The organism is Caballeronia mineralivorans PML1(12) (genome assembly GCF_001028175.1).
In the GTDB taxonomy this organism is placed as follows: Bacteria; Pseudomonadota; Gammaproteobacteria; order Burkholderiales; family Burkholderiaceae; genus Caballeronia; species Caballeronia mineralivorans.
Genome location: NZ_AEJF01000210.1, coordinates 28729 through 43122 on the forward strand (window position 1 = coordinate 28729; position 14394 = coordinate 43122).

General features: G+C 59.9%; 17 protein-coding genes. 11 read left to right on the forward strand and 6 right to left on the reverse strand.

All coding sequences use genetic code 11. The features are described 5' to 3' along the window. Positions 1-9 precede the first annotated feature (9 nt). The 3 genes from EOS_RS35090 to EOS_RS35100 are packed head-to-tail and all read left to right on the forward strand — an operon-like array spanning position 10 to position 3060. Positions 10-1068: a sulfate/molybdate ABC transporter ATP-binding protein gene (locus EOS_RS35090; protein ID WP_047896812.1), complete on the forward strand. Its 1059-nt coding sequence runs from the start codon at positions 10-12 to the stop codon at positions 1066-1068. Positions 1069-1092: 24 nt separating this feature from the next. Further along, positions 1093-2019: a CysB family HTH-type transcriptional regulator gene (locus EOS_RS35095; RefSeq protein ID WP_047896813.1), complete on the forward strand. Its 927-nt coding sequence runs from the start codon at positions 1093-1095 to the stop codon at positions 2017-2019. Positions 2020-2055: 36 nt separating this feature from the next. Further along, on the forward strand, positions 2056-3060 hold the full coding sequence (locus EOS_RS35100) for an asparaginase (protein ID WP_047896814.1): 1005 nt from the start codon (positions 2056-2058) through the stop codon (positions 3058-3060). Positions 3061-3091: 31 nt separating this feature from the next. On the opposite strand, the gene EOS_RS35105 is transcribed toward EOS_RS35100, so the two are convergent. From EOS_RS35105 to gcl, 5 genes are all read right to left on the reverse strand, one after another. After that, entirely contained in the window at positions 3092-3550 is a 459-nt protein-coding gene (locus EOS_RS35105) for a GNAT family N-acetyltransferase (protein ID WP_047896815.1), read from the reverse strand. Next, positions 3547-3918, reverse strand: coding sequence for a hypothetical protein (locus EOS_RS46630; RefSeq protein WP_152693228.1), 372 nt, complete (start codon positions 3916-3918; stop codon positions 3547-3549). Before EOS_RS46630 ends, EOS_RS35105 begins: the two co-directional genes overlap by 4 nt. A gap of 89 nt (positions 3919-4007) precedes the next feature. After that, complete coding sequence (gene glxR, locus EOS_RS35110; RefSeq protein ID WP_047896816.1) at positions 4008-4889, reverse strand: 2-hydroxy-3-oxopropionate reductase; 882 nt, start codon at positions 4887-4889, stop codon at positions 4008-4010. Between the two features lie 18 nt (positions 4890-4907). Then, a complete protein-coding gene (hyi, locus tag EOS_RS35115; protein WP_047896817.1) occupies positions 4908-5711 on the reverse strand; it encodes a hydroxypyruvate isomerase in 804 nt (267 codons plus the stop codon). 14 nt (positions 5712-5725) lie between these two features. Continuing rightward, positions 5726-7501: a glyoxylate carboligase gene (gene gcl, locus EOS_RS35120; RefSeq protein WP_047896818.1), complete on the reverse strand. Its 1776-nt coding sequence runs from the start codon at positions 7499-7501 to the stop codon at positions 5726-5728. A gap of 142 nt (positions 7502-7643) precedes the next feature. Between gcl and EOS_RS35125 the strand changes: the two genes are divergently transcribed. The 8 genes from EOS_RS35125 (at position 7644) to EOS_RS35160 (ending at position 13510) form a co-directional block, all read left to right on the forward strand. Beyond that, positions 7644-8555 (forward strand): LysR family transcriptional regulator, encoded by a 912-nt coding sequence (locus EOS_RS35125; protein WP_047896819.1) that lies wholly within the window; start codon positions 7644-7646, stop codon positions 8553-8555. A gap of 163 nt (positions 8556-8718) precedes the next feature. Next, complete coding sequence (rpsF, locus tag EOS_RS35130) at positions 8719-9093, forward strand: 30S ribosomal protein S6 (RefSeq protein WP_047896820.1); 375 nt, start codon at positions 8719-8721, stop codon at positions 9091-9093. Positions 9094-9131: 38 nt separating this feature from the next. After that, the gene (priB, locus tag EOS_RS35135; protein WP_047896821.1) at positions 9132-9431 is read left to right on the forward strand and encodes a primosomal replication protein N; all 300 of its coding nucleotides are present in this window, start codon (positions 9132-9134) and stop codon (positions 9429-9431) included. A gap of 2 nt (positions 9432-9433) precedes the next feature. Then, a complete protein-coding gene (rpsR, locus tag EOS_RS35140; RefSeq protein ID WP_047896822.1) occupies positions 9434-9709 on the forward strand; it encodes a 30S ribosomal protein S18 in 276 nt (91 codons plus the stop codon). A gap of 28 nt (positions 9710-9737) precedes the next feature. Beyond that, positions 9738-10193, forward strand: coding sequence for a 50S ribosomal protein L9 (rplI, locus tag EOS_RS35145; protein ID WP_047896823.1), 456 nt, complete (start codon positions 9738-9740; stop codon positions 10191-10193). A 142-nt stretch (positions 10194-10335) separates the two neighbouring features. Beyond that, the gene (locus EOS_RS35150) at positions 10336-11724 is read left to right on the forward strand and encodes a replicative DNA helicase (protein ID WP_047896824.1); all 1389 of its coding nucleotides are present in this window, start codon (positions 10336-10338) and stop codon (positions 11722-11724) included. A gap of 119 nt (positions 11725-11843) precedes the next feature. Continuing rightward, entirely contained in the window at positions 11844-12470 is a 627-nt protein-coding gene (locus EOS_RS35155; protein ID WP_047896825.1) for a DUF47 domain-containing protein, read from the forward strand. Between the two features lie 29 nt (positions 12471-12499). Beyond that, positions 12500-13510 carry an inorganic phosphate transporter gene (locus tag EOS_RS35160; protein ID WP_047896826.1) on the forward strand — a complete coding sequence of 337 codons (1011 nt, stop codon included), beginning with the start codon at positions 12500-12502 and terminating at the stop codon, positions 13508-13510. 46 nt (positions 13511-13556) lie between these two features. Here EOS_RS35160 and EOS_RS35165 read toward each other — a convergent pair whose 3' ends face one another. Then, a complete protein-coding gene (locus EOS_RS35165; protein WP_047896827.1) occupies positions 13557-14363 on the reverse strand; it encodes an SDR family oxidoreductase in 807 nt (268 codons plus the stop codon). Between the last annotated feature and the right edge of the window lie 31 nt (positions 14364-14394).

Below are 14394 nucleotides of genomic sequence, written 5' to 3' on the forward strand. Positions count from 1 at the left end.
AAGATCACCATGAGCATCATCGTTCGCAATTTGCAGAAGCGCTTCGGCGATTTCGTCGCGCTGGACAACGTCTCGCTCGACTTTCCGGCGGGCGAACTCGTCGCGCTGCTCGGGCCGTCGGGTTGTGGAAAGACCACGCTGCTGCGCGTGATCGCGGGGCTGGAATACGCGGACGCCGGTTCGGTCGTGCTGAACGGCGAGGACGTGGCGGCCGTGGGCGCTCGCGAAAGGCAGGTCGGTTTCGTGTTCCAGCATTACGCGCTGTTCCGTCACATGACCGTGTTCGAGAACGTGGCGTTCGGCTTGCGCGTGAAACCGCGCAAGGAGCGGCCGTCCGAAGCGGTGATCCGCGAGAAAGTGCATGAATTGCTCAAGCTCGTGCAGCTCGACTGGCTGGCGCAACGGTTCCCGTCGGAACTCTCGGGTGGACAGCGGCAGCGAATCGCATTGGCCCGGGCGCTGGCTGTCGAACCGAAAGTGCTGCTGCTCGATGAACCGTTCGGCGCACTCGATGCCAAGGTCCGCAAGGAACTGCGTAGCTGGTTGCGGCGTCTGCATGATGACCTCCATATCTCCACCATTTTCGTGACCCACGATCAGGAAGAAGCGCTTGAAGTCGCGGACCGGATCGTGGTGCTCAATCGTGGACATGTGGAGCAGGTCGGCAGCCCGCAAGATGTCTACGATCATCCGCAGACGTCGTTCGTGTACGAGTTTCTCGGCGCGGCAAATCGGCTCAAAGGCAGCGTGGATGCAAACGGTTTCGTGGCTCAGGGCGCGGCGCAACCGATCGCCACCGAAGCGAATTTCGCGGGCCCGGCAGTGGCCTACGTCCGGCCGCACGACCTCACGCTGTTCCCAACGGCTACGGGTCATCGCGATGGCATCGTGGTCGATGTACGGCGGGTCGTGACGCTGGGCGGTTCGGTGCGCGTGGATCTGGAAGGCGCTGAAGGCAATGTGCTCGAAGCAGAACTGGATCGCGAAACCTGGCGTGGATTGAACCTGAATATTGGCGATGGCGTGACTGCCGTACCGCGCGTTCTGCGCGTGTTTCCGGCACATTAAGAATACTCAAGAAGAGAGGCTGACATGAACTTCCAGCAATTACGTTTCGTGCGTGAGGCCGTCCGGCAGAACATGAATCTGACCGAGGTCGCGAATGTGCTTTATACGTCGCAGTCGGGTGTATCGAAGCAGATCAAGGATCTCGAGGACGAACTCGGCGTCGACATTTTCATTCGACGCGGCAAGCGCTTGACAGGCCTGACCGAGCCGGGCAAGGAAGTGCATCAGGTGATCGAGCGCATGCTGCTCGACGCCGAGAATCTGCGCCGCGTAGCCCGCCAGTTCGCCGATCAGGACAACGGCCATCTGGTCGTGGCGACGACTCACACGCAGGCGCGTTATGCGTTGCCCAAGGTGATTCGCCAATTCACCGAGGTGTTCCCGAAAGTCCATCTCGCACTGCGCCAGGGAAGTCCGCAACAGATCGCGCAGATGATCATCAATGGCGAGGCGGATATCGGCATCTCGACGGAAGCGCTCGACCGTTATCCGGATATCGTCACGTTCCCTTGCTATTCGTGGCATCACACGGTGGTCGTGCCGAAGGGGCATCCGCTGGTCGGCCGTGAAAACCTCACGCTCGATGAAATCGCCGAATATCCGATCGTCACCTACGATAACGATTTCACGGGCCGTTCGCACGTCGACCAGGCGTTCGCGAAAGTGGGCGCACTGCCGGACGTGGTGCTCACCGCTATCGACGCCGACGTGATCAAGACGTACGTTGAGCTGGGCATGGGCATCGGCATCGTGGCGGCGATGGCCTTCGACGAGAAGCGCGATACCGAACTCGTCGCGCTCGATACGCAGCATCTGTTCGAAGCCAGCACCACGCGCGTGGGCTTGCGCAAGGGCGCTTTCCTCAGGGCGTATGCGTACAGGCTGATCGAGATGTTCGCGCCGCAACTCGATGAAGCGCAGATCGCAGCGCAGTTGCGGGAAGCAGCTTAGAGACCGGCCAGCCGCCGCTCCGCTACAATTGCGGCCATGAACTCCTCACACACTTCATTGCCGCGGATCGCGGTGCTGGCCACCGGCGGTACCATCGCGGGCGAGGCCAGCGATGCCGCGAAAACCTCGGGCTACAAGGCCGGCGTAGTCGGCGTCGATAAATTGCTCGGTGCCGTGCCGTCGCTGTCGCAGCTCGCGCGGATTCACTCGGAGCAGGTCGCGAGCATCGACAGCAAGGACATGACGCCGGCGCTGTGGGCCACGTTGTGCGCGCGCGTGAACGCGCTGCTGGAGCAGGACGATATCGATGGAATCGTCATCACGCACGGCACGGATACGCTCGAGGAAACGGCGTACCTGCTGCATCTGACCGTTAAAAGCGAGAAGCCGGTCGTACTGACGGCCGCCATGCGCCCAGCGACGGCTTTATCCGCCGACGGGCCGCTGAATCTTTTAAATGCGGTGACGGTGGCGGCGAGTCGGGCATCGTGGAAGCAGGGCGTGCTGGTCGCTTTCAATAACCAGATCCACTGCGGACGCGACGTAACCAAGACGAGCACCTATGCCGTCGATGCCTTCCGGTCACCCGAAGGCGGCGCGCTCGGCTGGGTGCAGGACGAACAGGTGGAATTTCAGCGTTCGGTGGTGCGGCCGCACACGCTGCAGAGCCCGTTCCAGATAAGCGCCGAACTGCCCGCAATCGAGATCGTGACGAGTTACGCGGGGGCGTCGCGAGTGGCTATCGATGCGTTGGTTGCTGCCGGTGTCAAAGGCCTGGTGATCGCGGGGACGGGCAACGGCTCGATCCATTCGACGCTGCAACAAGCCGTTGCCGACGCCGTCAAGCAAGGCGTGGCGGTCGTGCGGTCCTCACGGGTGGGAGCCGGGCACGTGATGCGCAACGGCGCTGCGCCGGACGATGCGCTTGGCTCGATTACGGCGGGCGCTTTGAATCCGTACAAGGCGCGCGTGCTGCTGATGTTGGCGCTGGCGGCGGGCACCGCGCCGGCGGACTTGCAACGTGTGTTCGACACGTACTGACGGCAGAGAAACGCTGAGCCCTACCTATCGGTCACCCCAGCGTCTTCCGATACTGCACGAACCCCGACCGGTCCGCGATGCGGTCATACAACTGCATCGCATCGGTATTGGTCTCGTGGGTCAGCCACCAGACCCGCGAGCATTGCGCTTCTGCGGCCTTGGCGTAGACATGCTCGATGAGCTTGCGTCCAATCCCGGCTCCGCGAATATCGCTTTTCACGAACAGGTCCTGCAGATAACAATAGTCGCCGGTGGTCCAGCATGACCGGTGCATGATCCAATGCACCATGCCGACCACACGCCCGTCCATGACCGCTACCGCGCCGAACACGGGTTCTGCCGGATCGAGCATTCGCGCCCATGTGCGCAGCGTGGTATCCATCGGGATGTCGGTCTTGTAGAAGGCCTGATAGCCGCGCCATAGCGTCAACCATGCATCAAAATCAGCAACGGCCACCGATCTGATCTGAAGAGGGGTTGTTGATGTCATGGTCGTGCTTTTCCTGGCGAGTGTGATTGGGATAGTGCGAAATAGTCCAGGAGATCATAGAGTGCCTTCGCAAAGCCTAAAAGAGCCAGTGAGGATCGTTTGCGGGGAGCCACGCGCGGATCGTCGTTCGACCAGGGCATGTCAAACCCTTCGAAACCCGACGCAATAAAAAACGCGACCCGGTAGATCGGCCCGATAGAACCGAGCCATTTAGTCGCGAGAACTAAGCGATAGTTCTCGGATTTCGCCGATGGAGTTGCAATACTGTGTGGACGGGCTGTCGGCGCGCTCACAGTCAGGCACCAAAACAAAAAAAGATCCGGCAGGCGGACACCCGGCAATGACGTCTGACCGACCAAGGCTTCCACGTCATCACCGGGCGCCGCTCGACGGACCCAGCTTTTATTGCACTTTATGCAACCGGCTATGCGTATGCATCAGCCGGTTTTCAAACAGTTCATTCGGTAACCTGATGATTCGACATCAGTTCCAGCGCCTTCACCATTCCTGAGTGATCCCATTCACGCCCACCGTTCGCCACACACACGCTGAACAATTGCTGTGCGCTCGCGGTATGCGGCAACGCCAGACCCAGCTTCTTCGCACTTTCCAGCGCGAGATTCAGATCTTTCTGATGCAACTCGATCCGAAAGCCCGGATTGAACGTGCGCTTCGTCATGCGCTCGCCATGAACTTCCAGAATCCGCGATGCCGCGAAGCCACCCATCAACGCGCGCCGCACGCGCTCGGGATCCGCGCCGGATTTTGAAGCGAACAGCAGCGCCTCGGCCACCGCTTCAATGTTCAACGCCACAATGATCTGGTTCGCAACCTTGCACGTCTGCCCCGCGCCGTTATCGCCGATGAGCGTCACGTTCTTGCCCATCACTTCGAAGAGCGGCTTCGCGCGTTCGAACGCCGCTTCGGGACCGCCGACCATGATCGTCAGCGTCGCTTCGCGTGCACCCACTTCGCCACCTGACACCGGCGCATCGAGGTAATCGCAGCCGAGCGCGTTGATTTTCTTCGCGAACGCTTGCGTTTCGAGCGGCGAGATGGAGCTCATGTCGATGACAAGCTGGCCTTTCTCGAGTCCCTTCGCCACGCCGTCTTCAGCAAAGAGGACGTTCGCGACATCGGGCGTGTCCGGCACCATCAAGATGATGATTTCGCTAGCGCGCGCAACTTCTGTCGAGCTGCCAACCAGTTTGCCCAGCGAGCGCAGGTCGTCCGGCACGGGATAGGCGCCGTTCAGCACCAGCGCGTGGCCAGCTTTCTTCAAATTGCGCGCCATGTGCGCGCCCATGATGCCAAGGCCGATAAAACCGATTGTTGCCATTACGTTCGTCTCCTCCAGTTATGCCGCTGCTCGCGCAGTCTTCCAGCCAGCGATTTCCTGCAGCCAGCCAAGGCCGGCGTCAGTCGTGCCGCGTGGTTTGTACTCGCAACCGATCCAGCCGTCGTAGCCGAGTGAGTCCAGCAGCGAAAACAGGAACGGATAGTTGATCTCGCCCGTGCCCGGTTCGTTGCGGCCCGGGTTATCGGCCAGTTGAATATGCGCGATCGACGGCAGATTGCGCTTGATCGTGGCGGCCAGTTCGCCTTCCATGCGCTGCATGTGATAAATGTCGTATTGCAGGAACAGATTGTCCGAGCCGACGTCACGAATCACATCCAGTCCTTCCTGCGACCGGTTCAGCGCGAAGCCGGGGATATCGAAGTAATTGCACGGTTCGACCAGCAACCGGATGCCTTCTTTCTTTAACGCATCGGCTGCAAATTTCAGGTTTTCTACAATAGTCGCCCGCGCTTCCTTGAGGCTCACCGAAGCGGGGGGAATGCCGACGAGACAATTTAGCTGCGGCACATTCAGCGTTTTCGCGTACTCGATAGCCCGCGTCACGCCCTCACGAAATTCCTCTTTCCGGTCGGGCAGGCACGCGATGCCGCGCTCGCCGCCTTCCCAATTTCCTGCCGGCAGGTTATGCAGTACGAGCTGGAGATTGTTGGCGTCGAGACGCTGACGAAGGTCCGTGGCCGGGTACGGATACGGGAACAGGAACTCCACCGCTTCGAAGCCCGCATCGGACGCCGCCGCAAAGCGGTCAAGGAACGGTACTTCGTTGAACAGCATCGTCAGGTTTGCAGCAAATTTCGGCATGGCTCAGTTCTCTCTTAGGCGTGGTGCGCAATGGCCGTCGGCGCGTCCTGCTCGGTTTCGGCGAGCGGCTCGAATTCATTGATCGCATCGATCTCCGCGCCCATCGCGATGTTCGTCACGCGCTCGAGGATCACTTCCACGATGATCGGCACGCCGAATTCCGCGAGCATTCCCTGCGCTCGGCGAAGAGCGGGCGCGAGTTCGTCCGGGTTGAATACGCGCACCGCCTTGCAACCAAGCCCTTCGGCCACCGCGACGTGATCGACGCCATAACCGTTCAGATCGGGTGCGTTGATGTTCTCGAAGGCGAGCTGGACGCAATAATCCATGTCGAAGCCACGTTGTGCCTGACGGATCAGGCCGAGGTACGAGTTGTTCACCACCACATGGATGTACGGCAACTGGAATTGCGCGCCGACCGCAAGCTCTTCGATCATGAACTGGAAGTCGTAGTCGCCGGAGAGCGCGACGATCGGCCGTTGCGGGTCCGCAGCGCGCACGCCGAGCGCCGCCGGAATGGTCCAGCCGAGCGGGCCGGCCTGACCGCAATTGATCCAGTTACGTGCCTTGTACACATGCAGGAACTGTGCGCCGGCGATCTGCGAAAGACCGATGGTTGAGACGTAGCAGGTGTCGCGGCCGAAGACCTTGTTCATCTCTTCGTAGACGCGTTGCGGCTTCATCGGCACGTTGTCGAAGTGCGTCTTGCGATGCATCGTGCGCTTGCGTTCCTGGCACTCGCCGACCCACGCGCCGCGATCCTTCAGCTTGCCTGCGGCCTTCCACTCGCGCGCCACTTCGACGAACAATTCGAGCGCGAACTTTGCATCCGAGACAATGCCGAGGTCCGGTCCAAACACGCGGCCGATTTGCGTCGGCTCGATATCGACGTGGACGAAGGTGCGACCCTTCGTATAAACCTCGACGCTGCCCGTGTGACGATTCGCCCAGCGATTGCCGATACCCAGCACGAAGTCGGAGGCGAGCATCGTGGCATTGCCGTATCGATGCGCGGTTTGCAAACCGCACATGCCGGCCATCAGCGGATGATCGTCGGGAATGGCGCCCCAGCTCATCAGCGTAGGGATAACCGGCACATTCATGAGCTCAGCGAATTCGACAAGCAGATCCTCGGCTGCCGCATTCAGCACGCCGCCGCCCGACACGATCAACGGCCGGTCGGACGCCGTCAGCATCGCCAAAGCCTTTTCGATCTGGACACGCGTCGCTTTGGGCTTGTAGACGGGCAGGGGTTCGTACGTATCGATATCGAATTCGATTTCCGCGAGCTGCACGTCGATCGGCAGATCGACCAGCACCGGCCCCGGACGGCCCGAGCGCATCAGGTGGAATGCCTGCTGAAACACGCGCGGCACGAGCGCCGGTTCACGCACGGTCACCGCCCACTTGGTCACCGGCTTGGCGATCGATTCGATGTCGACCGCCTGGAAGTCTTCCTTATAGAGCCGTGAACGCGGCGCCTGGCCCGTGATCGCGAGAATCGGGATGGAGTCGGCCTGGGCGGAATACAGCCCGGTGATCATATCCGTTCCCGCCGGTCCCGACGTACCGATGCACACGCCGATATTCCCTGGCGCTGCCCGCGTATATCCTTCGGCCATGTGCGACGCGCCTTCCACATGGCGTGCCAGCACGTGGCCGATGCTGCCGGCGCGTTGCAAGGCGGAGTAGAACGGGTTGATCGCCGCGCCCGGAACGCCGAACGCCATTTCGATTCCTTCTTTTTCCAGCACGAGAACGGCTGCGTCGACTGCTCGCATTTTTGTCATCTCTGTCTCCTTCCATTGTGTTCTGCTGCGTTCCGCCGTTGCGGAACGTCGTTTAGGGGACTTTATGCGTATGCCGGAGTGTTGATAAGATCAGCCATAGTCGTTTTATCCAATACAAAAAGTATGGAAAGGAGACACGGAAATGGACCGCTTCAGGCAGATTGAGACGTTCGTGAAGGTCGCCGAGGCCGGCAGTCTTGCCGCGGCGGCGCTGGAGGAGGGGGTGTCGCCAGTGATTCTGGGGCGGCGTATCGATGCGCTGGAGAAGCGGCTGGGCGTGAAATTGATGTACCGCTCGACCCGCCGGCTGGTGGTGAGCGAAGAGGGTGCGGCGTTTCTGGATCGCTGCCGTGGACTGCTGGCCGACTGGAACCAGGCTGAAGACGAACTCGCCGACGGCCAGCGTACGGTCGACGGCCATCTGATCGTGTCGGCGCCGGCGGCGTTCGGGCGGATGCACGTGGCACCCCACGCCCCCGGGTTTCTCGCCGATAAACCCGCGCTGCAGATGTCGTTTAACCTGAACGACCGCGTAGCCGATTTGATCCGCGAAGGTTACGACCTGTCGATCCGGATTGGCGGCGCGGTCGATCAGAACTTCGTGGCGGTGAAGCTAGCCGATAACCGGCGCGTGGTCTGCGGCACGCCGGCGTATTTCAAGAAGTACGGCAAGCCGAAATCCCTCGATGACCTGCTGCGCCACAACTGCCTCGCGTTCAACTTGCAGGGCGGCCAGAACCGCGGCTGGTATTTCCGTCGCAACGGCAAGCTGGCGACGGTGCGTGTTTCGGGCAATCTGGATTGCAACGACGGAGAATTGCTGCACCGGTGGGTGTCGGAAGGGCACGGGCTCGGCTGGCGCTCCACTTGGGAGATCCAGCGACAACTGGCGGCGGGCGAGCTGGAAACCGTCCTGGACGAGTTCGCGCTGCCCGATTACGACATCCTCGCGGTCTATCCGCAGCAGCGCTACGTGCCCGCAAAAGTGCGCTACTTCATTGATTATTTGAAGAAAATCTATGCGCAACCAGATTACTGGAGCCGCGAACGGTGACGCTCCGGGCTTAACGCAGCTAAGCCATTGAAAACACAGCGGAAGTAATCCGCGAAATGCGTAAATCAGTTGTGCGGCCGGCCTTATCTCGCTATAATCGCTGGCTTCTCTCTTGCCGCACCGGTCCGACGCCCGGGTGGCTTTATATCCTCAAGGAGTAACAATGCGTCATTACGAAATCGTATTTATCGTGCATCCGGATCAAAGCGAGCAAGTGCCCGCCATGATCGAACGGTACAAAACCACGATCACGACTCACGGTGGTTCGATCCATCGCATCGAAGACTGGGGCCGCCGTCAGCTGGCTTACATGATCGAGAAACTCGCGAAGGCTCACTACGTGTGCATGAACATCGAATGCAGCCAGGAAACGCTCGAAGAACTGGAACACGCGTTCAAGTTCAACGACGCTGTGCTGCGTCACCTCATTGTCAAGATGAAGAAGGCCGAAACCGGTCCGTCGCCGATGATGAAGGAAGTGCACCGCGAAGAAGCCAAGAAAGCGGCCAGCCAGCCGTCGACTGAAGCGCAGGCTTAATAGACAGCCTCTACAGGCGTCAAGCCACCAGGATTTAAGTGAACCGGCTGCAACTGACAGCAAGCGTCGTGGAACGCGAACCGGTGCGGTACACCCCCGCCGGCGTCCCGATCGCAAGTTGCACGTTGCACCACCGTACGGAAGTCGTCGAAGCGGGCATTGCCCGGCAAATCGAACTGACTCTCCCGGCGGTAGCGGCCGGAGCTGCGAGCGGCAAGCTGGAAGGCATTGCGATGGGCGTTGAAACGCTCTTCACGGGCTTCATGGCCAAGAAAAGCCGCAACGCGCGAACCCTGGTGTTTCACATCACAGAATTGCAGGATATTGGAAAGGACTGAACATGCCCCGCCCGACTGGTAAGAAATTCGACAAACGTCGTCAGCAACAAAACCCGCTCTTCAAGCGCAAGAAGTTCTGCCGTTTCACCGCGGCTAATGTCGAGTACATCGACTACAAGGACACGGAAACGCTGAAGGACTTCGTTGGTGAGAACGGCAAGATCACGCCGGCTCGTCTGACAGGAACGAAGGCTCACTACCAACGTCAGCTCGATACGGCTATCAAGCGCGCTCGCTTTCTCGCGCTGCTGCCGTACACCGACCTGCACAAGGCCTAATCAGACGACGCAATAAGGAAAAAGCCAAATGCAAATCATTCTTTTGGAAAAAGTCGTCAACCTGGGCAACCTGGGCGACATCGTTCGAGTCAAGGACGGTTACGCACGTAACTTCCTGATCCCGGGCAAGAAGGCCCGCCGTGCAACGAAGGACGCAATCGCGGAATTCGAAGTGCGCCGTGCTGACCTGGAAAAGGTTGCTGCTGAAAAGCTGGCAGCCGCTACGGCCCTGGGCGAAAAGCTGAGCGGTGCTACCGTTCAGATCTCGCAAAAGGCTGGCGTCGACGGTCGTTTGTTCGGTTCGGTGACGAACGCGGACATCGCTGACGCGCTGAAGAAGCAAGGTCTGGCCGAAGTCGAAAAGTCGCAAGTGCGTCTGGCCGACGGCCCGCTCAAGCTGGTTGGCGATCACGCCGTCCAGATCGCACTGCACACCGACGTGGTTGTTGACGTCACGGTGTCGGTGCTGGGCGAACACGCTTAAGTATTTAGCCGGCCGGGCTGAGCCCTGTCGCTGATGCAAAAGTAGTGCCGCAGTAAAAGAAAGGCGGGAACCGCAAACGGTTCCCGCCTTTTTGTTTTTTCGGCCTCCCGCCACCTCGTCATTTCGCCGATAATTCCTCCCCATGAACGCACCGTCGAAAGATCCCCAACTGGATGCGCTGAAAGTCCCGCCGCATTCCATCGAAGCCGAGCAGTCCGTCATTGGCGGCCTGCTGCTGGACAACGCCGCATGGGACCGTATTGCGGACGTGATGTCGCACGGCGATTTCTATCGCTACGACCATCGGATCATTTATGAGGCGATCGGCAAGCTGATCGCGACCACGCGTCCGGCCGACGTGATCACCGTCTACGAGGCGCTGACGAACACCGGCAAGGCCGAGGAAGTCGGTGGGCTGGCCTATCTGAATGCGCTGGCGCAGAACACGCCGAGCGCCGCGAACATTCGCCGTTATGCGGAAATCGTGCGGGATCGGGCGGTGTTGCGCCGGCTGGTTTCAGTCGCCGATGAAATTTCCGCCGATGCCTTTAACCCGCAAGGCAAGGAAGTGCGCCAGTTGCTGGACGAGGCAGAGGCGAAGGTGTTCTCGATCGCGGAAAGCGGCGCGCGCGGCACGCAAGGTTTTCTCGAGATCGGGCCGTTGCTCACGCAGGTGGTCGAGCGTATTGACACGCTTTATCACACCGCTAATCCGAGCGACGTGACCGGCACGCCAACAGGTTTTGTCGATCTCGACCGGATGACGTCGGGCATGCATGGCGGCGAATTGATCATTGTGGCCGGTCGGCCATCGATGGGTAAAACCGCGTTTTCGATGAATATTGGCGAATACGTGGCCGTGGAATATGGCCTGCCGGTGGCCGTGTTTTCCATGGAAATGCCGGGCACGCAGCTCACTATGCGTATGCTCGGCTCGGTCGGCCGTCTGGACCAGCACAGAATGCGTACCGGCCGTCTCACTGACGAAGATTGGCCAAAGCTCACGCACGCGGTGCAGAAAATGAGCGAGGCGCAAATCTTTATCGATGAAACGGGTGGTCTGAACCCGATGGAATTGCGCTCGCGCTCGCGTCGTCTGGCGAGGCAATGCGGCAAGCTCGGCTTGATCATCGTCGATTATTTGCAGCTCATGTCCGGCTCCGGTTCGGCCGGTGAAAACCGCGCGACCGAAATTTCGGAAATCTCGCGTTCGCTCAAAAGCCTCGCCAAGGAACTTGATGTTCCCGTGATGGCGCTTTCGCAGTTGAATCGGGGGTTGGAGCAGCGTCCGAACAAACGCCCGATCATGTCCGACCTGCGTGAATCCGGCGCTATCGAGCAGGACGCGGACGTGATTCTTTTCATTTATCGCGATGAGGTTTACAACCCCGATACCCAGGACAAGGGCACGGCCGAGATCATCATCGGTAAGCAGCGTAACGGCCCGATCGGTCCCGTTCGCCTGACGTTCCAAGGGCAATACACGAAGTTCGAGAATTTTGCCGGTGCGCAGAATTTCTACGGCGACTAAGGAATCGATCCGCCGCCTGCGCTAGATTTGACGCTTGTCAGGGTGTGGCAGCGATCCCGCGAAGGTACAATGTGGCACTTTTATGTCAGCGCCATTTTGGGCCATTTTCCGGGATTTTCATGTTTGGTCGCTTCATGCCCACCGAGGGCAAATTTTTTGAAATCTTCAATGCACACGCAAAGTGCATCGTCGACGCAAGTCACGAACTCGAACTGCTGATCGACAACATGGACCAGATGGAGGTCCATAAGCAGAACGTCCAGACCAACGAAAAACGTGCGGACAAGCTCACGCACGAAACCATCGATCTGCTGCACAAGACCTTCATCACGCCGCTCGATCGCGACGAAATCCACAAGCTCATCACGACGATGGACGACATCCTCGACCTGATGGAAGACGTCGCCACCGCTATTTCGCTCTACGACCTGCGCGAATCGACGGCGGAAATGAGCCAGCTTGCGCATATCTGTACAGCGACCTCCGAGCGTGTGCAGCAAGCCGTCATGCTGCTGGCCGACATGAAACGCGCCAGCGAAATCCTCAAGATCTGCGAGGAGATCGATCGCCTGGAATCGGATGCGGACCGCGTGCTGCGCTCGGCGATGTCGAAACTCTTCCGCGAAGAGGACAACGTCAAGACGCTGATCAAGCTAAAGGCAATCTACGAGCTGCTCGAGACGATCACCGACAAATGCGAGGATGTCGCCAACATCATTGAAGGCATCGTGCTGGAAAACGCCTGATTTCAGCCGCGCCACTCATTCGATAAACGATGCATTCGATTCAACTCGCCCTCTGGGCTGTCATTACGCTCGTCGTGGTCGCACTGGTTTTCGACTTCATGAACGGCTTCCACGACGCCGCCAACTCCATCGCAACTGTCGTGTCCACCGGCGTGCTGAAACCCCAGCAAGCCGTGGCGTTCGCCGCTGCGTTCAACGTCATTGCGTATTTCATCTTTCATTTGAAGGTTGCCGCAACCGTCGGCAAAGGGACGATCGATCCGGCTATCGTCGATCAATATGTGATCTTCGGTGCGCTCGTCGGGGCGATCGGCTGGAATATCATCACCTGGCACTACGGCATTCCGTCGAGTTCGTCGCACGCGTTGATCGGCGGATTGATCGGTTCAGCGTGGGCGAAATCGGGGTGGGGCTCATTGAACATGGACGGCTTGCTCAAGACCGTCTCGTTTATTTTTATCTCGCCGCTGCTGGGTTTCGTGCTCGGGTCGCTGCTCATGCTGGTGGTGTCGTGGATGTATTTCCGGACGCCGCCCTCAAAAGTGGACCGGCGCTTCAGGCGGTGGCAACTGATATCGGCGGGTTTGTACAGCCTCGGGCACGGCGGCAACGACGCGCAGAAAACCATCGGCATTATCTGGATGCTGCTGATCGCGGCCGGTTATGCATCGGCTACGGCCGATGCGCCGCCGGTTTGGGTGATCGGCGGATGTTATCTGTCGATGGGGCTCGGCACGCTCTTCGGCGGCTGGCGCATCGTTCGCACGATGGGTCAGAAGATCACGAAGCTGAAGCCGGTCGGCGGGTTTTGTGCGGAGACGGGCGGGGCGATCACGCTGTTCGTTGCGTCGTTTCTCGGTATTCCTGTGTCGACCACGCATACGATCATCGGCGCGATCGTCGGGGTTGGTGCTACGCAGAAGTTCAGCGCGGTTCGCTGGGGCGTGGCAGGGAATATCGTCTGGGCCTGGATCCTGACGATCCCCGCATCGGCCGTAATGTCCGCTGCCGCATGGTGGTTTGGGCATCGCTTTCTTTGAAACGGGTGGTTGTCGGGTGCCTTGGTCTGGTCACCCGCTTCCCGCTTCAGATCAACGGTGCGCCCACGCCGTCCATTGGAATGATGGCACCGGATACGTAACTCGCGCGGCGGCTCGCTAAAAAGAGCGCGACGTCGGCGATTTCCTCGGGGTTCGCGTATCGGCCGAGCGGCACTTTTGCCTGCCCGCGGGCCAGCGCTTCGTCGCGCGTGATCCCTTGTCTTTGCGCCTCGAGCGCGAGCGATTCCTCAACACGTTCCGTCAGTGTCGCGCCCGGGTTGATTGCGTTGATACGAATGCCGAGCTTCGCGTAATGATGCGCAAGCCCAACCGTTGCCAGCATCAGCGCTGCGTTCGCCGCTCCCCCCGCGATGTGAATATCGCTCGCGATCTTCCCGCCCATCCCGATGATGTTCACCACTGCACCCGGCTCGGCTTTCGGGTTCGCCCTCAGCCGTTCCGCCATTTGCTTGAGCACGGCTTGCTGCGGGTAGATGCAGGGGAAATATTTCGCTTCCATTGCGGCTTTGTAGGCGTCGGCATCGAGGAGATCGGGGTCGTACCGTTTCGCGGCGCCCGCGCAGTTCACGAGAATATCGATCGGGCCGAGCGCGCCCGTAGCTTCTTCCACGACGTCTTGCGCGCTGTGCGCTTCGTGAAGATCGGCGCGCGCGAGATGCACGTGGAAGCCATCTTGCGCGAGTTGTTCGCGAGCGCGTGCGAGGTTTGCTGCATCGCGCGAAACGATCGCGACGCGCGCGCCTTCCGCTGCAAACGCCCGCGCGCACGCGAAGCCGATACCTTTGCTGCCGCCCGTGATGAGCACGACTTTGCCGGCGAGTCCCAAGTCCATGAGGTTCACTCCTATCGAGGCCGATGATCGA